Genomic DNA, 18,841 nt, shown 5'->3' with positions numbered 1-18,841 from the left:
TAAACCGCATCTATTCAATTCTTCTGATGACCGCAGTTCTCAGTCTCGCAGGCAACGGTGCGGCTCTTGCCTTGCCGCAAACATCAATTGACAGCGTTACCAGCGCGTACCGCCAGTACATGCTTGTCACCGGCACCGAGATCAAAGTGCCCACTGTTGTCGAACTTTCTATTCGCGGCGAAGTGTTTCAGCGATACGAATTCGCTGTCTTCGATACCACAACAAGAGAATTCATTCCTTACCTATTCGAGCAAGATCCTCTGATTAATGAGACAATCGATTCGATTGAGACTAATTCGAGCGAAGGGTTGGGCTCTTACTTGATCGACAAGGACAGCAAGACGTTTGCAGATTTCTACTTGCCCGATGTGGGAAGCGGCGAGGCGACAATCAAACTACTGAGTGCAAAGCCGATTACAGCCAATGGCGTGTCGCTTCTCTTGGACAATCACGTCGCGCTTCCAAAATTGGTGGATATCTTTGTGCGAAGTGAAGGTCAGGAATCAATAGTTCTGGTCTCACAACTGAAGGTCGAAGACCCGACGATTTATTTTCCGTCCACGACCGCGAATGAATGGCATATCACTCTTACCTATAGCCAACCGCTTAGAATTACCGAAGTGCGGTTGTTAACAGACAGCGAATCGCAAGACACATCGCGTACGCTCAGATTTCTTGCTCAACCGGGCCACGAATACAAAGTCTACTTCGATCCCGACAGGTACTCGCAGCCACCGTGGGCAGAGTCGGGAGATCTAACATTGGACAAGGGCGTACTGGAAGTGTTCTCCAGCGGGACCGCGTACAATGAGACCTACGTGGTTTCAGACATCGACGAAGACGGTGTTCCGGATGCGCACGACAACTGCGTCTATGTCTACAATCCTGACCAGACTGACGAGGACGGCAATGACCGAGGTGACGCCTGCGACGATTTCGATCGCGATGGCATCATTAATAGTCTTGATAATTGTCCGAACGAACCCAATTGGGATCAGATGGATTCAGATGGGGATGGAATGGGGGATATCTGTGACGAACAAGAGAATCGCTTTACTGAGCGTTACAAGTGGATACCTTGGGTCGGAATTGGTATCGCAGCAATTGTTCTTATCTCGCTATTTGTTATGACAGCGAAGTCACTCCGAAAGGGAGAAGAGCAGTAGCTCTGCCTTTGTTGTTTCAGATGACTATAGTCTGAAATCCGGCGAAAGCTTCATCCGATTCAGGCAGTTGGCCAAGACCCAAGCCACCATCAATCCAAAGGTCTTCCATAGCCGACCATAAACGCAGTACGACCGGGTCGATATGTGCCCGTTCAATCGCGTCTTCACTCGCCCACTCAAACACGTCAATCAAGAACTCAGGATTCGTGTTTGAGCGCAACAACACCGGATCACGAGCGGTAACAAAGTTGGCCTTGAGAAAATATGCCCTCTTTTCGAGAAGAATCCGGAAGAAGTCACTCTGCGATTTCTCGGCAACCCGATATACGGCAAGAACGGTCAACGGCGATTGATTCATGTCAATGGATACGCAATATTCGTCGCAAGTGTTTCACGCATCTGATGTCTGATATGATCTCAGTAGACTTGCGAAAGAATTACCGCGATCTCCTCCAACAGCTTCCGGTCTACTTCGGTGAATGCTGCGTGCTTGTGCGAGTCAATGTCAATCTCCCCTACAACCACACCATTCTTGAAGATCGGTACTACGATCTCGGATTTCGTTTCAAGGGAGCACGCAAGGTAGCGCGGATCGGCATTGACATCGTCGATGATGATGGTCTGCTCTTCGCGCACCGCCGCACCGCAAATCCCTGAGTCGGTCTTAATTCGTGTATGCGGCGAAGGTTTGCCAAGAAACGGACCGAGCACAAGGGTGTCATCCTCTTCCAGATTATAGATGCCCACCCAATCATAGTAGGGGTAGTTGTTCTTCAAGATATGCACGACTTCGAATGGTAAACGCTCCTTGGCATTTGGAGCAGAAGCTACTTCACGGAGTCGGGCGAGGACATCTTCCGGTATTAGGTAGCTCAGTTCTTCTGGACTCATCTTATTCTTCCTTCCAATACTTTTCCAGTTCTTGATACTTCTCTGGAAACTCAGCGGTGAATCGCATATAAGTTGGGATCGGATAGCGAATCCCGCCCTTGTGCGTCCCTTCAAGACCAGCTATCAAATCAGACGCATGGGCCGCAGGGAAGGCAAAAGCCATTTCATCATCTTGAGTCTGTCCGAAAAGTCGATCTCCGTAGCAGGGAAGTATAACCTGCGGCTTCTGAGTATGCATTGTCTCAATGCATATGTCCGCGCAATCAAGGCGTGACGAGAATCGCGAGGTCAGGTATCCACCCGGTTTCCACAATGAGCCTGCAAGAAGCCGCATCACTTGGGCTGAGTTCCCATAAACGAGAAACACGTCCGGTTCAAAAGTTGTCCTCTCAATCGGAGCAGTTAAGAAATACTCGTACTGCCTAAATGAAAATTTCGGCAATTCACTTTCCGTTCTCGCGCCGGCATCCGCAGTTTCAGTGTACATACCTTCACAGCAGCAACCACTGGTAAAATGCTCGACCAATGGCTCAAACCCAAAAGCGGACTTTGCCAATGGACACGATATGTCTTCATGTCCAAGCGCCATCGCCCAACCGTACTTACGCGCCAATCCGATTCCCTGACAAATCGCGGACTTGATACCCAAGTCCCGCAGAGGTCGCTTCACCCGTTCCGGCAAATCTTCACCCGGTTTGACCATTCGAATTGCCAGGGGATAGGTCTGCGGTCGAATATGTTTCTGAATGGAATCATTCAACTGTTTCAAAATGTCAGTCATTGCTTCACTCCTCAATGTCGCAAATATAGAACAAATTTGGTCTATGTCAATTGGCGTCGAGTAACTTGCTGAGATCCGCCGATGTTCAGCAAAATGCAATCTCTGCCGATTGAGAAGTGTATGACAAAAAATCCCAAAATTCTCGTTGTCGACGATGAAGAGTCGATGTGCAATTTCATGGAAATTATGCTTCGCAAAGAGGGGTATAGTGTCTCAACTGCACAATCTGCCAAAGCAGCGGTGGGGATGATCGAGGCAGAGAATCCCGATTTAGTCATATCCGACATCATGATGCCCGACATGTCCGGAATCGATCTGTTGGTTGAAACCAAGAAGCGACATGAGAGTATGCACTTTGTCGTCATGACCGCTTTTGCGTCAGTGGATTCCGCTGTCGATGCCCTAAAACGCGGTGCCGATGATTACATCACCAAACCCTTTAAAGTCGACGAGATTAAACACGTCATAAAGAACCTTCTGGAAAACGATGAGCTACGCTCAGAAAATCAGAAGCTAAAGGACGAATTGGCAGGGCGCTTTACGCTCGAGAAGTTCATTGGCAATTCTGATGTTGTTGTCCAGCTAAAGGAACTCGTCAAGCAGATCGCTGCTTCGGATTCAACCGTGTTGATTCTTGGGGAGAGTGGAACCGGCAAGGATCTAATCGCTCGCGCAATACACTCACACTCGCGCCGATGCGACCAGCCATTCGTAGCGATTAACTGCGGCGCCATACCTGAACTGCTCCTCGAATCCGAATTGTTCGGCCACAAAAAAGGCTCATTCACGGGCGCGTTCCGCGATAAGGACGGTCTCTTTCAGGCAGCCGACAAAGGCATCCTCTTCCTTGACGAAATTGGTAATCTTACGGTAGCACTGCAGGTGAAGTTGTTGCGTGTCCTCGAGTCTCAGGAATACACACCGGTCGGTTCAACGGTGCCAGTGAAGTCGGACGTCCGGCTTGTCGCAGCGACCAACGCCAACTTGGAACAGGATGTTAAGGCTGGCAGGTTCAGAGCAGATCTGTATTATCGATTGAACGTACTTCCGATAAACTTGCCGTCACTTACTCAACGCCGGGACGATATAATTCTCTTGGCAAATCACTTTCTCGCGAAGTTGGCGTTCAAGCACAATTGCGTTGCCAAGACACTTTCCGAAAACGCCGAATCTCTAATTATTGCGGCTGAATGGCCCGGTAACGTTCGTGAACTCGAGAACACGATCACACGCGCCTTCTTATTGTCCAAAGGCAACGTCATAAAGCCCGAAGATTTCCCTGACAAATTGCGTCCTGCGGAGCCGGCGGAAATTTCGCCGATGCCTGACACGGGCAACCCTACGCTCGAATCAATTGAAAAGGCATATATCTTCTGGGTGTTGAGTCAGACAAATTGGCAGAAAACCAAAGCGGCCAAACTACTTGGCATCGATGCGTCAACGCTATACCGAAAGATAGAGCGTTACGGACTCAAGAAAGAGGATTAGTCAACTGCGCGTACACTCCGGAACGATGTCTGTATTGCATTCTGCAATGGCTGCTAGCATAAACCAGCGTGTTATTGTGCCGCATCGAAACAGCCGGAGTCACAGCGTGCCGCATCCCGCACTGCTGCAATTGCTTACAATCGAACGCTCATCTGGCACTACAATTGCATTTGTGTTCGGCAGTTAGTCAAGGAGAATAAAGATGATGAACATGAAATTCAGACAATCAGGTTTTACACTGATCGAATTGATGATTGTAGTGGTAATCATCGGAATTCTTGCAGCGATGGCAATTCCGCGATTTATCGCCGTCAGTACGAAAAGTAAGCAGTCCGAAGCTAAACTACTGCTGAAGCAAATTCACAATAATCAACAGACTTACTTTCAACAGAATCAAACTTATTGGATTCCCCCGGGTGGTACGCAGGCTAACTCTGTCACTCCGTTGGCATTTGCCGAAATCTGGGTAGACATCCAGCTTCCGGCTCGCTACTGCTATTCGATCGTTGGTACCCCAACGACTTTTGTGGCAACAGCTTGGAGCAGCGTCCTTGACGAAGACCCAGCAATCGATCAATGGACCATTGACAACTTCGGCGTGCTGACTGTAACCGCTGGATTAGACGACGCTGAAAATTAGAAGAAACTTCTCCATTCTGAAACAACACCTGCCGATAGAAGTATTGTAGCTCAAATAACTACTCTAAGCATGCGCGGATTCTCGATAGAGACTCCGCAATTGTTTCGTAAGGGCGCCACAATTTTGGTGAAGCGCTTACCTGCTGGTGGCTAACAGCAGTTGTCATTTTGACATGCTACACGAACGTAGAAAGAGAACATATAGAATGAACATCGCCACATATACGAAGGCTGACTCTCGCGGAATCTATACCGGGCTTGGCGACGATAACGAATTGGTCCCCGGCGACTGCAATCAATCTCGCTTTTTGCAAGACTCTTGTGGCGATGTGAGGCAGCAAAGGCGGTTCGAACTGACAGGCGGCACCATCTGATCGAGAGATGGAATAATGAATGCGTTGCTGGATAAGAAGTTCCGACGGAGCGCAATTTCATCCACGGTTAAGCACGGCGCTTGCATATAAGCAAGTCACTGGTACGAGATACGACAAGAAAGAATACAGAAGTTTAGTTAACCACTAACGCAGGAGGAGCAATGCTCACAAAGATGAACAGAAACCAAAGAGGTTTCACACTTATCGAACTTATGATCGTGGTCGTGATTATCGGTATCTTGGCTGCATTGGCCATTCCGAGATTCATGCGCGCGACAACCAAGTCGAAGCAGTCTGAAGCTAAGCAGATCCTCAAGCAGATCTACACGATGCAGCAGACCTATCGTCAGCAGAATGACGAATATTGGGATCCGGCTGGCGCCGTCGCTGGTAGCGCCACTGGTAACGCCTTCGCCGAGCTTGGCGTTGAAATCGCCCCGACTGCCCGTTATTCATACTCGATCGGCGGTCTTACGGCTACCACGTTCCTTGCAACCGCGACTGTCGCGAACCCGGGCTTGGATGATGACGCCACCGCAGACACCTGGACTATCAATCAGGATGGTACACTGCTCTGCACGGTGGACGACTCAGTCCTTTAAGCGTAACGGCTTAACGCACAGAGGCGGGGATTACTCCCCGCCTCTTTTTTTATGCCTATCAAGAGGTTAATCCCAATCGATTCCTGCCGAAAATAGCTACATGGCATTCAAAAGAGCTCTTCTTTGGCTGTCTTTGCTAATTCCCCTGAGCGCCTATATCTTTACCCTCGCGCCGGGAGTGTTTTGGGAAGACTCCGCTGCATTTCAGGCCGCTGCATACGAACTCGGTATCGTACACAATCCCAGTTTCCCGTCCTACATCTTGCTTGCTCACGTTTTCACACTCCTTCCGTTCGGGACAGCCCAGTGGCTGGTAAATCTCTGTTCAGCCGTTTGTGCCGCATTCTCAGCATTTCTGGTCTTCCAGATAGCGCTGTGCCTTCTCCGCAGGAAGGACGAACCAAGCTCGTTTTTTGAATCGTGTATCGCTTTGGCCGCTGCCCTCGGGTTTGCTTTTGTCTATGGAGTTTGGATTCAGGCAATTCGTGCCGAAGTCTACTCATTCAACCTTCTGCTTGTCCTGTCAATCATCTGGCTCACTCTTAAGTATCACGCCGAGGAGATCTCTGAATCGCGCTTTGCCGTCATGGCGGGCATCACCGTTGGCGTCGGACTAACGAATCACTATCTGATTTTTGGCGCCGTTGTCTTGCCGGTTCTCGCGGCCTTGCTTTTCTTTCATCGAACTAAGCTTCTTCAGTGGAAATACACTGCACGATTCTCGCTCTTCGTGTTCCTGGGATTAACGCTTTATCTCTACCTGCCAATTCGTGAAGCCGCAAACCCGGTTTTCAACTGGGGTGACTTCTCGAGCTTTGGCGCTTCTTTGAGATCAATTCTGCGATTCGATGAAGCACTCCCCATTGATCAGCTAACAACGACGACTCCATTCGTTTTGCGACTGGCGTCAGTGGTATCGGAATTGTTCAGATCTATTCCTGCGATAATCTGGGCGCTAACTGCTATCGGATTCCTGTCGATTACAATCGCGAAAAGATCATTAGCTTGATTATCAACTTAACCGCAGTTTCCTCGATCCTTGTTACAGCGTATGCAGCCGAATTCTCTCAATACAATCTCGATTTGTATGGCTATCTAATGCCTGCCTTTGCCGGTTGCTTCATCTTCGCTGCAGTCGGCGCCTCATCGGTTGTTCGGTTTGCGCATGCCAATATCAGGCTTGAACAGCGTGCTCTTCGAGCCGCCGTAGCAATCGTTGTTGCAGTCGCACTCTTTGGCAAGGCCGGCTATCTTGCCGCCACAAACTACGCCGACGCCAATAAGAGCGCACTTTGTACGCCCGATGAATATGCTGTTGGCATCTTAGAAACACTTGAGCCCAAAGCCATCTTTCTATCCGGAGAAGACAACAGCTACTCGCCGCTGCTCTGCAAGCAGGTCATCGACGGCACACGCCGCGATATTGCAGTCATCTCCGCGGGAGCGCTACTGAGATCAGACTATCGAAAGAAGGTAGAAGCGCGTTGGGGCTGTTATTGGTATCCGGAAAACTGGAATGACCGCTCGTTTGCCGAGGATTTTTCGACCAACTTGGCAACCTGGATTTCGCACAATTCTAAGAGTTGTCAAGTCGCGATGACCCTCTCACAATGGACATCGAATCTAATTCCCAATCTGCATCCAGACGGATTCTATTTTGTGTACAGCGATTCTGGCAAATTAACCCAGCAAGTTGCATCACAATCAGTCTTGTTCTACCGGGATAATGAATCGATGTGGAAGGGAAGTTCCGATATCACCACCCGGGAGCACTTCGGTCGGCTCATCTACAACTTAGCCGTTTACTACAGCAAACACAATCAACCGGCCCTGGCGGCGAAGTACAACCGCGATGCAGCCACATCTGATCCGACCAACGTCGACCTGTTGCTGGGTTGCCTCAAAATGGCGATCCTCACGCATCAGCCAGACGATCAGAATCAGCTTGCCGCTCAGATAGATCAACTTGATCCAGGCAACGAGAAACTCGAGAGCATCTTGAAAGCAGCTTTGGCGATTTCCAAGGGAGATGATCATGAGTCATAAATTTGATGTCTCTATCGTTATCCCAATGCATAATGAATCTGCTAATCTGCCCACGACGATTGATCTAATACAAGCGGAGCTTCTTCAAGCAGGTCAGACATTCCAGATTGTCGCTGTCGATGACGGATCAACTGACGACACAGCCCACAAGCTCCATCTATTGGCAGCAACGCACGACTGGTTAAAGGTCATCAGTTATCAACCGAATCAGGGCAGGGGATATGCCATTCGGTCCGGTATCGAAGCCGCCGATGGCGAAATCATTTGCACGACCGACGCCGATCTCTCCTACTCGCCAGACCATCTGACGCGAATGATCGCGCTCTTGAACAAATACGACAAGCTGGACTGCGTCGTAGGTTCTCCCTACACAGCGGGCGGAACCACAGAAGATGTCCCGCCTTTGCGATTGTTTATCTCGCGTCTTGGCAACAAAGTGATCAGTCGTGCGATGGGCGGCAATATCAAGACGTCTACCGGAGTCTTGCGCGCCTATCGCAAGAATTGCATCAAGTCGCTGGAGTTGTTCTCATCGGGCAAAGAACTGCATCTCGAAATCATTTCCAAATTGCTGGCAGCGGGGTACACAATCATGGAAATGCCCGCTACACTGAGATCACGCAAGCAGGGCAAATCCAAATTCCGCTTCCGCGCAATCGCAGCATCACACTTGATATTCTCTTTGCACGAGAAACCGATTTTGCTATTTGGACTCATTGGCCTGGCGTTGATTGGACTAGGTATTGTCGGCGGTGGCTATGTCGTCTATCTTTGGCAGTCCGGAACGCTAAATCCCAATCGACCGCTGATGACACTCATCGTGCTCTTCATACTTACCGGTATACAAATTCTGATGTTTGGATTCCTTGGCAGCGGGCTTGTGAAACTGCGCAAGGAGATATTTGTTGTCCAGCGCGAAAACAAGATGCTGGAGATGAAATTGGATCAATGGAAGGAATCGCTTGAAACAACCGCGAACTCACAGCCAACAGTCAGTTCAACCGACATTCGCGATCGGGCGGAGCGTCAAAAAGCTTCTGCTGATCACGAATCGGTTGCCCGTATCGGCTGAAGATCCAGCATCGCCATTTGTCCTTGATTTCATCAAGGCGCTGAAGGAAGCTGGAGTAGAGACTTCAGTCTATACATCACACATTGGCGAAGTCTCTTCGGACTTGGGATTTCCAGTCCATCGTTTCGATTGGAGCGAGACCCGCTGTACTCTCTCCGAATTGCCTCTGATGAACTGGTCGAGCTGGCAGAAGATCAAACGCCATTTCGTGTCCGGCAAAGAGAGTCTGCTCAAGCACCTCGAGACGAACAGCTATGATCACATTCTGGCGCTGTGGGCTCTCCCATCAGGTTGGTTCGCACAACAGGCATTTCAGAAGACTGGCATTCCTTACTCGGTTTGGTGTCTTGGCTCAGATATCAATGTCTGGGCGAAACGACCGATCGCTGGCCGTATGGTCCGCGACGCTCTTGCTGATGCGACCGCTCTCTTTGCTGACGGCGATGAATTATCCGAAAAGGTCAAACGCATTGCCGATCGCGAATGTCAGTTCTTGCCGAGCCTGCGCCAATTCAACTATCGCATGTTGCCGATGCCCCGCGAAAAGTTTTTTCTCTACTTGGGCCGCATCGAAAAGAGCAAAGGTGTGTTTGACTTAGTCCGGGCGTTCGCTTTGCTAAAGCAGGATATCTGGGATTATCGCCTGCTTTACATCGGCGAGGGTTCTGCAACTGCGAAACTAAAGAAAGAAATCGAGCGACTCAAAGTGCGCGGCAAAGTCCATCTTTTGGGTCGAGCGCCTGTTGAAGAGGTCATAAATTACCTACAGCGGACGCGAGCATTGGTCATCCCGACTCACAGCGATTCCATTCCGTTAGTATTTGGCGAAGCACTCCAAACTGCTACTCCGATGGTCGTGACGAATGTCGGCGACCTCGGCACCTTGGTTCGCGACAACAAACTCGGCTTTGTGGTGCAGAAAAAATCAATTGCGGCATTAAACGACGCGTTAGTGCGTTCAATGATGAGTGACATCGACATCACACAGTCCGCTCAACGATTGCTGGATCGTTTTTCTCCACAGGTAGCTGTCAAGACGTTCTTGGAGGCGGTTAATGCTCCCGTCGAGTAAACAACACTACTATGATCGCTACTGGCAAGAACAAGACCGTGCCCGCGTTTCACGCCGTTCTGAATGGCGTGCTGAGCAGCTGTTCTCATTGGTCGGAATGCGTTATCGTTCGCTTCTTGACATCGGCGCCGGTCAGGGTGAACTAATCACCTATTTTCGCGCAGCCGGATATCGTGTTGCTGGGTGGGACATCTCTCCGGAAGCCGTCTCGCAGCTTCGAAACGCCGGCTATTCTGGCGAAGTCGTCGATCTCGAGGCCGACCAATTCGAGGGGCATTACGACGTTATTGCTTGTTGTGAAGTTCTCCAGCAGATAGAGGACCCGGCTTCGGTACTGCGCAAGGCATCCGCAGTTTTGTTAACCGGTGGTCGAGTATTCTACTCCGTTCCCAATGAATTCCACATTGTTCGCCGCCTTGGTTTTGGCACGCCGGCAGAATCGCACATTCAGCTATTTTCGCCGAGAAAGGCCGCTGAACTGGCTGAAGTTTCCGGATATGTTGTCGAAAGAAAGCTGTATCAGCCGCTTGTGCCTCCGCGCTGGGGGAAATTCTGGTCCCGCGTGGGTCAGGCTCTGGCGGATATGTTTCCGTCGTTGTTTTCATTGTCGATCATGATTCTTGCAAAGAGGCCCAATGAAGAGTGAAATTACTCGTCAAAACGAAGTCTTCGGCACCTTCTCGGAACGCTTTCCGATTCTTTATGACAAGTCGGGCCGCACCCAGAAAGCGCTGAAGATCGTTGCCGTTATTCAAGACTTCTGGAAAGCGGATGTTTCACAATTGCGCGTTCTCGATGTTGGCGGGTCTGCAGGAGTCATGACTGAGGTTTTCGCCGCAAGCTTCCGCGAAGTTGTCGAACTCGATATCGACCACGTTGCTGTTGAGAAGGGCAAGGCACAATGCCAGAGTCCGAATGTCGAATGGATTTGCGGCGATGGTGCCGATCTGCCATTTGCAGATGAATCATTTGATTGCGTTATCTGCAACCACGTCTATGAACACATGGACAATCAGGTCGGGCTGGCACGCGAAATCCACCGGGTTTTGAAGCCCAATGGATTCTGCTACTTCAGCGCCGGCTCCAGGTTCGTCTTTATAGAGGGCCACTACAAGCTACCGTTCTTGTCCTGGTTGCCGAACCGCTTATCAAACTTGTATATGAAAGTATTCGGAAAAACGGGCGGCTACGACGTAACCCTGCTTTCTTATCCCAAACTTAAGAAACTGCTTAAGAATTTCCGGATGCACGACTATACGATTCCAATTCTCAAACATCCCGAAAAATTCGCTGCTGACGATCTAAAAGCATCGAATGGTCTGGCTTTCCGAATCCCGATTTTCGTTTATAAAGCGACATATCCTCTTCTGCCAATATGGATTTGGATTCTGACGAAGAAATAGGTCCATCGGCACCGTCCATAACGGTCGAAAAAACGATTGCGTTTGGAGCTTCAAGCAGGTTAGCTTGCTTTTATGCGCACCGTACTTTTACTCATCAGCTTACTCGTTCTGTCTTCGACAAACCTCAGAGCTGATGACTATCGATTCCCACTCGACACCATTAACTACTCGCTCAATATAATCGGCATTGACACATCCGATGTCGGCTTCCATCCCAATTGGGTTGATCGTGACGCATTCCGACTTGACCTCATCGATTCGCTGACCCGCAGGCCTCTTGGGATTCCACACCACCTGAAGTCCAATGGTGATCTGTTGCTGGATTCGACTCGGTCAGTTCTCGATCACTATCTTCTGCTCCAGAATCAGCTCCAGCATCCGGCAGTCGTTGACCGGGACTCACTGACTACCTGGCAGCAAAAGACGGTTGACTATTTCAACAACTTCATCAAGATTCGTCGCGATTGCGATTCGTTGGCACACTATGTGAGCCAGACTATCTTTGCAATTGCAGCTACAAAGCAGTTGAGTCTATTAAGGGAATTGAGTCCGGAAGTACAGCATTTCCTCACCGATACATTTACCGTATTCCTGCAAGAAGAAGAGAAGGATGTTGACCGACCGCTTGAGGAAATGGACGAGATACAGAAATACCACGAGCAGCTGGCGATTCGCTTCAAGAATCTGAGCGAAACCAATAACCTTCGTGGTTTTGCGGGAGTCGAAACTGCCGTCATCACAGCTCACCAGAATTTAGTCGATTGGCTCGATCGAAATCCTGACCTGGTCGACAGACTCGCAAAGTGCGACTTATTATCTCAATTCAAAGATGTCTCTACTCCGCTTGGACGTGTCGCCGTTCGAGGCACGGGAAGTGATCGTTATGAAGGTTTCTTTGATCTCATAATTGACCTTGGCGGGGATGACGAATTCTACCCGACGCGCTCTGCCGATTTTCGCAATCAGATTATTATTGACTTGTCCGGTCACGACCGCTACTTCGCACGCTCGGCACATGCCATAGGCGCTGGATTCTTCAGCACGGGGATATTGGACGACTGGGCAGGAAACGACTTTTATGTTTCCGGCGACTTCTCGTTGGGTTGCGGACTATTCGGCACCGGGATTTTGATCGATCGCGCCGGCGACGACACCTACAAAGGTAACATTGGCTGTCAGGCTGCATCATCTTTCGGTGTCGGACTTCTGCTTGATATGGCAGGTAGAGACACATACAACGCTGCACTCTATTCCCAGGGATTCGGATTCATAATGGGCGCGTCGGCGCTTATTGATCGTACCGGAAATGACAGTTACGCGGCTGGTTGGAAGTATGGTGATATACTCCGCTACGAGGACCACTACATTTCACTATCACAAGGCTTCGGTTATGGACTGCGCCCGTATTTCTCCGGCGGTGTCGGACTCTTGATCGACGGTGCAGGAAACGATCAATATGCCGCCGACATTTTCGGTCAAGGCGCATCCTATTGGTATGCACTTGGCGGATTACTCGACTATGGCGGCAACGACAACTACATTGCTTACCAATACGCGCAGGGCGCCGCTACGCACATGTGTCTTGCAACACTGATTGATATCACTGGTGACGATCTATACAGCTCAAAAGGCGTTTCACAAGGCTGCGGACACGATGTCGCTTTCGGTTTGCTTCTTGATTGCAGTGGCAATGATCAGTACAGCGCAACCGACCTGTCGCAGGCCGCAGGCTCCGCTAACGGCATTGGCATGCTGATCGACTTACGGGGCGACGACGGTCATATCGCACGTGTCCAAACAAATACGCACGGGTATGGCAACCCGCGTCGCGAGTTCGGCTCGATCGGCTTGTTTCTTGATCTCGGTGGCAACGATGCATACCGTGGATTCGGCAAGGACAATACCTATTGGGTAACTCCGTCAAAATGGGGCATTGGAGTCGATTTGAATTCCGAGGCAAAGAAGTGAAGTATCTGATTCTCTGTATCGTCTTTATGTCGCTGGCGTCAAGCGCCACGGCGCAAGACTCAAGATCCGAAGTAAATCGCCTTTTCCGCCAAGCCTCTTCCGGCGAAATCCGATATCAGAGCGTGGTCAAACCTTCGAAGGACTCGCTCATTGCAATGGCAGACTCAGCTTCGAAATATCTAGTCGAAAAATTGACTACCACCGACGCTCGCGAGAAAGTCACGCTGGTGGAAATATTCCGCGGAATCGGTAAGAGCGCAACTCGTTACCTTGTAGGCGCACTTGTGACTGAAAACAAGGACCAGTTGCGCACTACTTCTAGATGCTTAGCAGAGGTCAAAGACACTGCAGCAATATCACACCTGCTGCCTGCGACCAAACACCAGGACTTCACTGTGAGAGCAGAGGCTGTAACCGCGATCGGCAAGTCGGGTGGTGGGGCGCCAACTGCCAACATGCTCGAGCCGCTAATTGCAGACTCAATCGACATTGTCCGCAAGTGTGTTATGTATGGACTCGGGCTAAACAAATCGCCCTCTTCGATTCCAGTTCTGATAACATCCCTGAATGACGAATCATTTGTGGTAAGATTAACTGCTTATGACGCATTGGTCTCAATTGACTCGATTGCGCACACGCAGATTGTCGCTGCAATGACCAACAGCAAAGATCAGCGGGAGCACGTATTACTTTTGCGGCTTGCCGGACAACTTGGAATCGATCAGGCCAAGGGCATGATTCAAGAATCTCTCCTTGACTCTGCGTCAACAGTGCGAGGATGGGCAGTCTGGAGTCTCGTGAGAGTAGGGGACAAGACAGCAAAGTCGAGAATCGAGAAGCTCTCGAAATTCGAACAGGACGTTTTTGTGCTTTCGCAAATCGGTGAAGCGCTAAGCTACCTTTCTACTTCAAAATCTGATGAGTAAGTTTGACTTTCTAGACAAATTCAATAGTCCTCGTCCACTTGATGCCGACATTGCGGCAATCGAGTCCTTTGCGCTTGAGATCGGCGGCGATATCGTCGCTGGGGAACAAGGGCGATTTCTTCTCTTGTCGACTTCCTACCCACCCGGTTTTGCGCATGGCACCTGTTCGCTCAAAACCGTATTCGAACGCGAGTACTTCGACCACTCGCATTTTGAGTTTGCCGCAACTGATCGAAAAATCGCGCTCTCTGATCTCGTTCTTGTTGACGCCGAAACTACTGGTTTGTCCGCCGCTTCCGGTACGGTGGCATTTCTCGTCGGAGTTGGCATCGTTCACGATGGCAGACTAGTTGTTCATCAGTTCTTTCTTCCCGACTATCCTGACGAACCGGCAATGCTCGATGCCATTGCGGAAATCGTTGAAGACCGCAGTGTCGTTGTCACATTTAACGGCAAATGCTTCGATCTGCCGCTTCTCGAAACTCGCTACACGATGCACCGAATGAAGACACCATTCGCCGGAGTGCTCCACATCGATCTTCTCCATTGCTGCCGCAGGTTCTGGAAAGGCCGTTTCGACGATACGACCCTTCAGACTCTTGAACGCGAATTGTTGGGTGTGTTCAGACATAATGACACTCCCGGATATCTCATCCCGCAACTCTACTTCGACTATCTGCGTCGAGGTCATTCCGAACCCCTTGCCGGTGTGCTCTTACACAATCGCCTTGATATTGTCACGTTGCTTTTTCTCGCAGATGTCGTACAAAATTATCTCGACCGTGCGGAACAATCGGGATTCTACTCTCCGCTCGATGCCTTACGAATCTCGCGCTTCTTCCAGCGCCAGGGCAATGTCGAACGTGCCTGTGCGGCCGCTGATCGGCAACTGACTTCGTTTGGCAGCGATGGGGAAAGTACTGCTCTTTGTCTTCATACTTTCAAGCTACACAAGCAACTGGGGCGCCACGATGACGCATTGGCAACTCTCGCTAACTTGCTTTCAGCCAAGGGCGAGACACGTCTCCTTGCGCTAAACGAGTCTGCGAAGATTCTGGAGCATAAGAAGCGGGACATCGCGCGTGCGACTGAATTTGTTGTTCAAGCCCTCGAATACCTCGACAGTCCGCTTGCCGAAATCTCTTATACTAGAGTTGCGTTTTGGAATGAAACACTCGACAAGCGACGTCGGCGTCTTCTTCAGCGTACGAAGTAAATTTCTCCTATATCAATCGCAATATCTGTCGATAACTTCTACAGATGAACCGCCTGCAATTCGAAGCCAAGCTATCGACCTTCCGGTCGTTGTCGACTCTCCCGGCTGTGATGGCCGAGGTTCTTCGCATTTGCGATGATCCCGATGCATCGTTAGCCGAACTCGGCGAAGTTATCATCCGCGATGTCGCCCTGTCGACTCGAATCCTCAAAATCGTAAACTCGCCATTCTACGGAAGGGCACAGCAAGTTTCGTCGGTCAGAAATGCCGTTATGACCCTTGGCGCATCGAAAGTCAAAGCGCTCGCATTGTCGTTGTCACTTTACGATTTGTCCAACAAGATCGGAACAAGAATCGACCTGAAGGATTTCTGGAGACATTCTCTCAATGTTGCCTGCGTTGCCGAGTTAATTGCCAATCGTGTAGCGCCAAATCTTGCCGAAGAAGCATTTATCTGCGGCTCCATTCACGATATCGGCATTCTTGTTCTCGACAGCTTCTATCCCCGTGAATACGGCAAGGTGCTTCAGAGCGTAGCAAGCGGTGAAGACATGGTCAATATCGAAAAGCAGATTCTCGAAATCGACCATGCAGCCGCCGGAGAAATGCTTGGACGGATTTGGAATTTCCCTGACCGCTATTGCGTAGCCATGGCAAGCCACCACGACATATTCTCACGCAATGACAATACAGCAGAGAATCGCTTGCCGCAGATCGTGAATCTTGCCGACAAGCTCGCAACATTTACAATCGAATCTAATGCAGCGCAACGTCACAGCGTTCTCAGCAACAGGGAAGTACTGGCAAACAATCTGGGTCTGTCAGGCACAGATCTGAAGGAAATCGAGTACTCAGCATTGAGCCGCTTACTGGAAACTTCTCAATATCTCGATGTCGATGTCGGCACCACAGCTGAACTGCTCCAGCAGGCAACCAATCAACTGTATTCGCTCTACAGCTACACCGAGCAGTTGTACCGCGAACTTATGCAGACCAAAGAACAACTCGACGAAGAGAAGCTCCAGCGTGTCGCACTCGAATCATTACAAGCCATCGTTGCCACATTCTCGCACTATCTCAACAATGCCGTTGCTTCGATCTCCGGTCGTACTCAACTGCTTGAGATGTCTATGAATAATGGCCAGGTCGATGACCCTGATGGTGTTCTCGCAAAATCATTGGCAGTCTACGAAAAGAACGCCGAACAAATCACTTCGGTAATCGATAAACTCAAGAAAGTCACCGTCTTTAAGACCGCCATCTATCACGACAACACCAAAATTATCGACTTCGAAAAAGAGGCTCGTCTTTCGTCAATCGCACTTGAGGAAGCCGCCATCTCTAAAGTCTCGACTCCAACAGACTAGGCGCAACTCTCAACGACGCCACCCCTTAACTTCAATCCAAATCACTCGACAAATCGCTTCGTCCTTCACTTCTGATTCCAAACGTCATAGCCCTTTACGGTCGATTTCAAGAGACCTGATCCCGCAATTGCAGGGCAAGAATTAGCTTGTTTTTTCCTGCTGCGAGGCGCAATTTGAAGCAGTCACGACACCACGGGAGGTATTGGATGACTGTCAGAATTGGTGAGAAGAAGCTCACAATATACGATATCCTGAATGTAGCTCGACTCAATCACAAGATAGAACTCACTCCAGCAGCCGTCGAAAGAATCAATGTCTGTCGCCGCTTTGTTGATAAGAAAGTGGAACAGCAGGAGATTATGTACGGCATCAACACCGGTATCGGCGACCTTGCCAAAGTCGCCCTTCCAGCTGAACAGCTTGAAGTGTTCCAGAAGTTCCTGGTTTACTCACACGCGGCCGGCTACGGTGATCCACTTGCCATTGAGTATGCACGTGCGGCGCACACCTCGCGTGTCAACGTACTCTCTCAGGGACATTCCGGCTGCAACTTGCGCGTCGTCGAGACGATGGTGGCAATGCTCAACGCCGGTGTCACTCCAGTTGCATGTGAGAAGGGATCAGTCGGCGCGTGTGGTGACCTTTCGCCGATGTCGCAGCTGGCGTTAGTGATGATTGGTGAAGGCGAAGCATTCTACAAGGGTGAGCGGATGTCTGCCAAGGCCGCTATGGATAAAGCTGGCGTTCCGATTATTAAATTCGCCGCTCGCGACGGACTTGCGTCGATTAACGGCTCGAACGTAATCGCTGGAGCCGGGTCAATCCTACTCTGTGATGCAATCATGCTCACCAAGACCGCTGAGATCGCAGCCGCCATGACACTCGAAGCGCTCAATGCCAATGCCAAAGCGTTTGAAGAACCCGTTCATACCATCCGTGGATTCAGCGGCGCCGTCAAGTGCGCGCGCCATCTTCGCGAGATCATGCAGAAATCACAAATCATGGAGCGTACAGGCAAGAATGTCCAGGACGCCTATTCAATTCGCTCGACTCCGCAGGTCATCGGCGCAGTCTGGGACGCTCTCGACTATGCTGTTGCACAGTTTGAAATAGAACTAAATGGTGTTGGCGACAATCCGATCTTCTTCCCGGAAGGCGATTCCGGATTCGTGTTAACCGGCGCCAATTTCCAGGGCACTCCGATGTCTTATCCACTCGACCACATCGGCACCGGCATAACTATGATTAACGTCATGTCTGAACGCCGTCTCAATCGCATTCTCAACAAGGCGCTCTCGATGGGACTGCCGGCGTATCTCACCAAGGGTGCCGGAATGCACTCCGGCATGATGCTTATGCAATACACTGCCGGATCACTTGTCTGCGAGAATCGCATCCTCTCATCACCGGCTTCTATCGGTTCAATCCCAGCCGCAGCCGATCAGGAAGATTTCGTTTCCATGGGTATGACTACCGTTCTCAAAACACGCGACATAATCAAGAACGGATTCGCCGTTATTGGCATGGAGATTATCGCTGCCGCACAAGCGTTTGAGTTCCTCAAGCCCGCTAAGGCAGGCAAGGGCTCTCAGGCGGCTTACGATGTCGTACGAAAGTACGTCACTGTATTGGAAGAGGATCGACCGCTTCACTCCGATATAAACGCAATCGCCAAAGTCGTTGCCTCCGGCGAGATTGTTGATGCCGTCGAATCGGCAATCGGCAAGCTTGAGTAGTTCTTCCGTTTGGTTATACACGCCCGTACAGCGAAGCTTGTGCGGGCGTTGTTTTTATCCGTCTTGATTGCCTCCATAAATCCTGCAAACTTAA

General features: G+C 50.2%; 19 protein-coding genes. 16 read left to right on the top strand and 3 right to left on the bottom strand.

The window, feature by feature from the left end:
• Positions 1 to 26: 26 nt before the first annotated feature.
• The gene (locus IPH59_02495; protein MBK7090582.1) at positions 27 to 1,166 is read left to right on the top strand and encodes a thrombospondin type 3 repeat-containing protein; all 1,140 of its coding nucleotides are present in this window, start codon (positions 27 to 29) and stop codon (positions 1,164 to 1,166) included.
• Between the two features lie 16 nt (positions 1,167 to 1,182).
• Here the strand turns inward: IPH59_02495 and IPH59_02490 are convergent, their stop codons facing one another.
• The 3 genes from IPH59_02490 to IPH59_02480 are packed head-to-tail and all read right to left on the bottom strand — an operon-like array spanning position 1,183 to position 2,838.
• Positions 1,183 to 1,524, bottom strand: coding sequence for a hypothetical protein (locus IPH59_02490; GenBank protein MBK7090581.1), 342 nt, complete (start codon positions 1,522 to 1,524; stop codon positions 1,183 to 1,185).
• Positions 1,525 to 1,583: 59 nt separating this feature from the next.
• On the bottom strand, positions 1,584 to 2,057 hold the full coding sequence (locus IPH59_02485) for a GAF domain-containing protein (protein MBK7090580.1): 474 nt from the start codon (positions 2,055 to 2,057) through the stop codon (positions 1,584 to 1,586).
• A 1-nt stretch (position 2,058) separates the two neighbouring features.
• A complete protein-coding gene (locus IPH59_02480) occupies positions 2,059 to 2,838 on the bottom strand; it encodes a DUF169 domain-containing protein (protein ID MBK7090579.1) in 780 nt (259 codons plus the stop codon).
• A 120-nt stretch (positions 2,839 to 2,958) separates the two neighbouring features.
• Here IPH59_02480 and IPH59_02475 point away from each other — a divergent pair, with 120 nt between their 5' ends.
• From IPH59_02475 to IPH59_02405, 15 genes are all read left to right on the top strand, one after another.
• Positions 2,959 to 4,326: a sigma-54-dependent Fis family transcriptional regulator gene (locus tag IPH59_02475; GenBank protein ID MBK7090578.1), complete on the top strand. Its 1,368-nt coding sequence runs from the start codon at positions 2,959 to 2,961 to the stop codon at positions 4,324 to 4,326.
• A gap of 211 nt (positions 4,327 to 4,537) precedes the next feature.
• Positions 4,538 to 4,966 carry a prepilin-type N-terminal cleavage/methylation domain-containing protein gene (locus IPH59_02470; GenBank protein MBK7090577.1) on the top strand — a complete coding sequence of 143 codons (429 nt, stop codon included), beginning with the start codon at positions 4,538 to 4,540 and terminating at the stop codon, positions 4,964 to 4,966.
• 205 nt (positions 4,967 to 5,171) lie between these two features.
• Complete coding sequence (locus IPH59_02465) at positions 5,172 to 5,339, top strand: hypothetical protein (protein ID MBK7090576.1); 168 nt, start codon at positions 5,172 to 5,174, stop codon at positions 5,337 to 5,339.
• 161 nt (positions 5,340 to 5,500) lie between these two features.
• Positions 5,501 to 5,941, top strand: coding sequence for a type II secretion system protein (locus IPH59_02460; GenBank protein MBK7090575.1), 441 nt, complete (start codon positions 5,501 to 5,503; stop codon positions 5,939 to 5,941).
• A 100-nt stretch (positions 5,942 to 6,041) separates the two neighbouring features.
• Positions 6,042 to 6,950, top strand: coding sequence for a DUF2723 domain-containing protein (locus IPH59_02455; protein ID MBK7090574.1), 909 nt, complete (start codon positions 6,042 to 6,044; stop codon positions 6,948 to 6,950).
• Positions 6,947 to 7,987 (top strand): hypothetical protein, encoded by a 1,041-nt coding sequence (locus tag IPH59_02450; GenBank protein ID MBK7090573.1) that lies wholly within the window; start codon positions 6,947 to 6,949, stop codon positions 7,985 to 7,987. The genes IPH59_02455 and IPH59_02450 overlap by 4 nt, the downstream gene beginning before the upstream one ends.
• Positions 7,977 to 9,059 (top strand): glycosyltransferase family 2 protein, encoded by a 1,083-nt coding sequence (locus IPH59_02445; GenBank protein ID MBK7090572.1) that lies wholly within the window; start codon positions 7,977 to 7,979, stop codon positions 9,057 to 9,059. The genes IPH59_02450 and IPH59_02445 overlap by 11 nt, the downstream gene beginning before the upstream one ends.
• Positions 8,950 to 10,131: a glycosyltransferase gene (locus IPH59_02440; protein ID MBK7090571.1), complete on the top strand. Its 1,182-nt coding sequence runs from the start codon at positions 8,950 to 8,952 to the stop codon at positions 10,129 to 10,131. Before IPH59_02445 ends, IPH59_02440 begins: the two co-directional genes overlap by 110 nt.
• Positions 10,115 to 10,777 carry a class I SAM-dependent methyltransferase gene (locus tag IPH59_02435; GenBank protein MBK7090570.1) on the top strand — a complete coding sequence of 221 codons (663 nt, stop codon included), beginning with the start codon at positions 10,115 to 10,117 and terminating at the stop codon, positions 10,775 to 10,777. Before IPH59_02440 ends, IPH59_02435 begins: the two co-directional genes overlap by 17 nt.
• A complete protein-coding gene (locus IPH59_02430; GenBank protein MBK7090569.1) occupies positions 10,767 to 11,534 on the top strand; it encodes a methyltransferase domain-containing protein in 768 nt (255 codons plus the stop codon). The genes IPH59_02435 and IPH59_02430 overlap by 11 nt, the downstream gene beginning before the upstream one ends.
• Positions 11,535 to 11,606: 72 nt before the next feature.
• Positions 11,607 to 13,502 carry a hypothetical protein gene (locus IPH59_02425; protein MBK7090568.1) on the top strand — a complete coding sequence of 632 codons (1,896 nt, stop codon included), beginning with the start codon at positions 11,607 to 11,609 and terminating at the stop codon, positions 13,500 to 13,502.
• Positions 13,499 to 14,428 (top strand): HEAT repeat domain-containing protein, encoded by a 930-nt coding sequence (locus IPH59_02420; protein ID MBK7090567.1) that lies wholly within the window; start codon positions 13,499 to 13,501, stop codon positions 14,426 to 14,428. Before IPH59_02425 ends, IPH59_02420 begins: the two co-directional genes overlap by 4 nt.
• A complete protein-coding gene (locus IPH59_02415) occupies positions 14,421 to 15,644 on the top strand; it encodes a ribonuclease H-like domain-containing protein (GenBank protein ID MBK7090566.1) in 1,224 nt (407 codons plus the stop codon). Before IPH59_02420 ends, IPH59_02415 begins: the two co-directional genes overlap by 8 nt.
• Positions 15,645 to 15,688: 44 nt before the next feature.
• A complete protein-coding gene (locus IPH59_02410) occupies positions 15,689 to 17,011 on the top strand; it encodes an HDOD domain-containing protein (GenBank protein ID MBK7090565.1) in 1,323 nt (440 codons plus the stop codon).
• A gap of 206 nt (positions 17,012 to 17,217) precedes the next feature.
• Complete coding sequence (locus IPH59_02405) at positions 17,218 to 18,747, top strand: histidine ammonia-lyase (protein MBK7090564.1); 1,530 nt, start codon at positions 17,218 to 17,220, stop codon at positions 18,745 to 18,747.
• Positions 18,748 to 18,841: the final 94 nt, after the last annotated feature.

The sequence above is a fragment of the bacterium genome (assembly GCA_016708315.1).
In the GTDB taxonomy this organism is placed as follows: Bacteria; Zixibacteria; MSB-5A5; order CAIYYT01; family CAIYYT01; genus JADJGC01.
This window is presented reverse-complemented; position numbering and strand designations above follow the sequence as displayed.

What these genes read in the sequence shown, in the direction of transcription:
- IPH59_02410 (MBK7090565.1), top strand. Translation starts at nt 15,689, where the DNA reads ATGAACCGCCTGCAATTCGAAGCCAAGCTATCGACCTTCCGGTCGTTG.
- IPH59_02430 (MBK7090569.1), top strand. Translation starts at nt 10,767, where the DNA reads ATGAAGAGTGAAATTACTCGTCAAAACGAAGTCTTCGGCACCTTCTCG.
- IPH59_02425 (MBK7090568.1), top strand. Translation starts at nt 11,607, where the DNA reads ATGCGCACCGTACTTTTACTCATCAGCTTACTCGTTCTGTCTTCGACA.
- IPH59_02470 (MBK7090577.1), top strand. Translation starts at nt 4,538, where the DNA reads ATGAAATTCAGACAATCAGGTTTTACACTGATCGAATTGATGATTGTA.
- IPH59_02455 (MBK7090574.1), top strand. Translation starts at nt 6,042, where the DNA reads ATGGCATTCAAAAGAGCTCTTCTTTGGCTGTCTTTGCTAATTCCCCTG.
- IPH59_02435 (MBK7090570.1), top strand. Translation starts at nt 10,115, where the DNA reads ATGCTCCCGTCGAGTAAACAACACTACTATGATCGCTACTGGCAAGAA.
- IPH59_02475 (MBK7090578.1), top strand. Translation starts at nt 2,959, where the DNA reads ATGACAAAAAATCCCAAAATTCTCGTTGTCGACGATGAAGAGTCGATG.
- IPH59_02490 (MBK7090581.1), bottom strand. Translation starts at nt 1,524, where the DNA reads ATGAATCAATCGCCGTTGACCGTTCTTGCCGTATATCGGGTTGCCGAG.
- IPH59_02445 (MBK7090572.1), top strand. Translation starts at nt 7,977, where the DNA reads ATGAGTCATAAATTTGATGTCTCTATCGTTATCCCAATGCATAATGAA.
- IPH59_02495 (MBK7090582.1), top strand. Translation starts at nt 27, where the DNA reads ATGACCGCAGTTCTCAGTCTCGCAGGCAACGGTGCGGCTCTTGCCTTG.
- IPH59_02415 (MBK7090566.1), top strand. Translation starts at nt 14,421, where the DNA reads ATGAGTAAGTTTGACTTTCTAGACAAATTCAATAGTCCTCGTCCACTT.
- IPH59_02460 (MBK7090575.1), top strand. Translation starts at nt 5,501, where the DNA reads ATGCTCACAAAGATGAACAGAAACCAAAGAGGTTTCACACTTATCGAA.
- IPH59_02465 (MBK7090576.1), top strand. Translation starts at nt 5,172, where the DNA reads ATGAACATCGCCACATATACGAAGGCTGACTCTCGCGGAATCTATACC.
- IPH59_02405 (MBK7090564.1), top strand. Translation starts at nt 17,218, where the DNA reads ATGACTGTCAGAATTGGTGAGAAGAAGCTCACAATATACGATATCCTG.
- IPH59_02485 (MBK7090580.1), bottom strand. Translation starts at nt 2,057, where the DNA reads ATGAGTCCAGAAGAACTGAGCTACCTAATACCGGAAGATGTCCTCGCC.
- IPH59_02480 (MBK7090579.1), bottom strand. Translation starts at nt 2,838, where the DNA reads ATGACTGACATTTTGAAACAGTTGAATGATTCCATTCAGAAACATATT.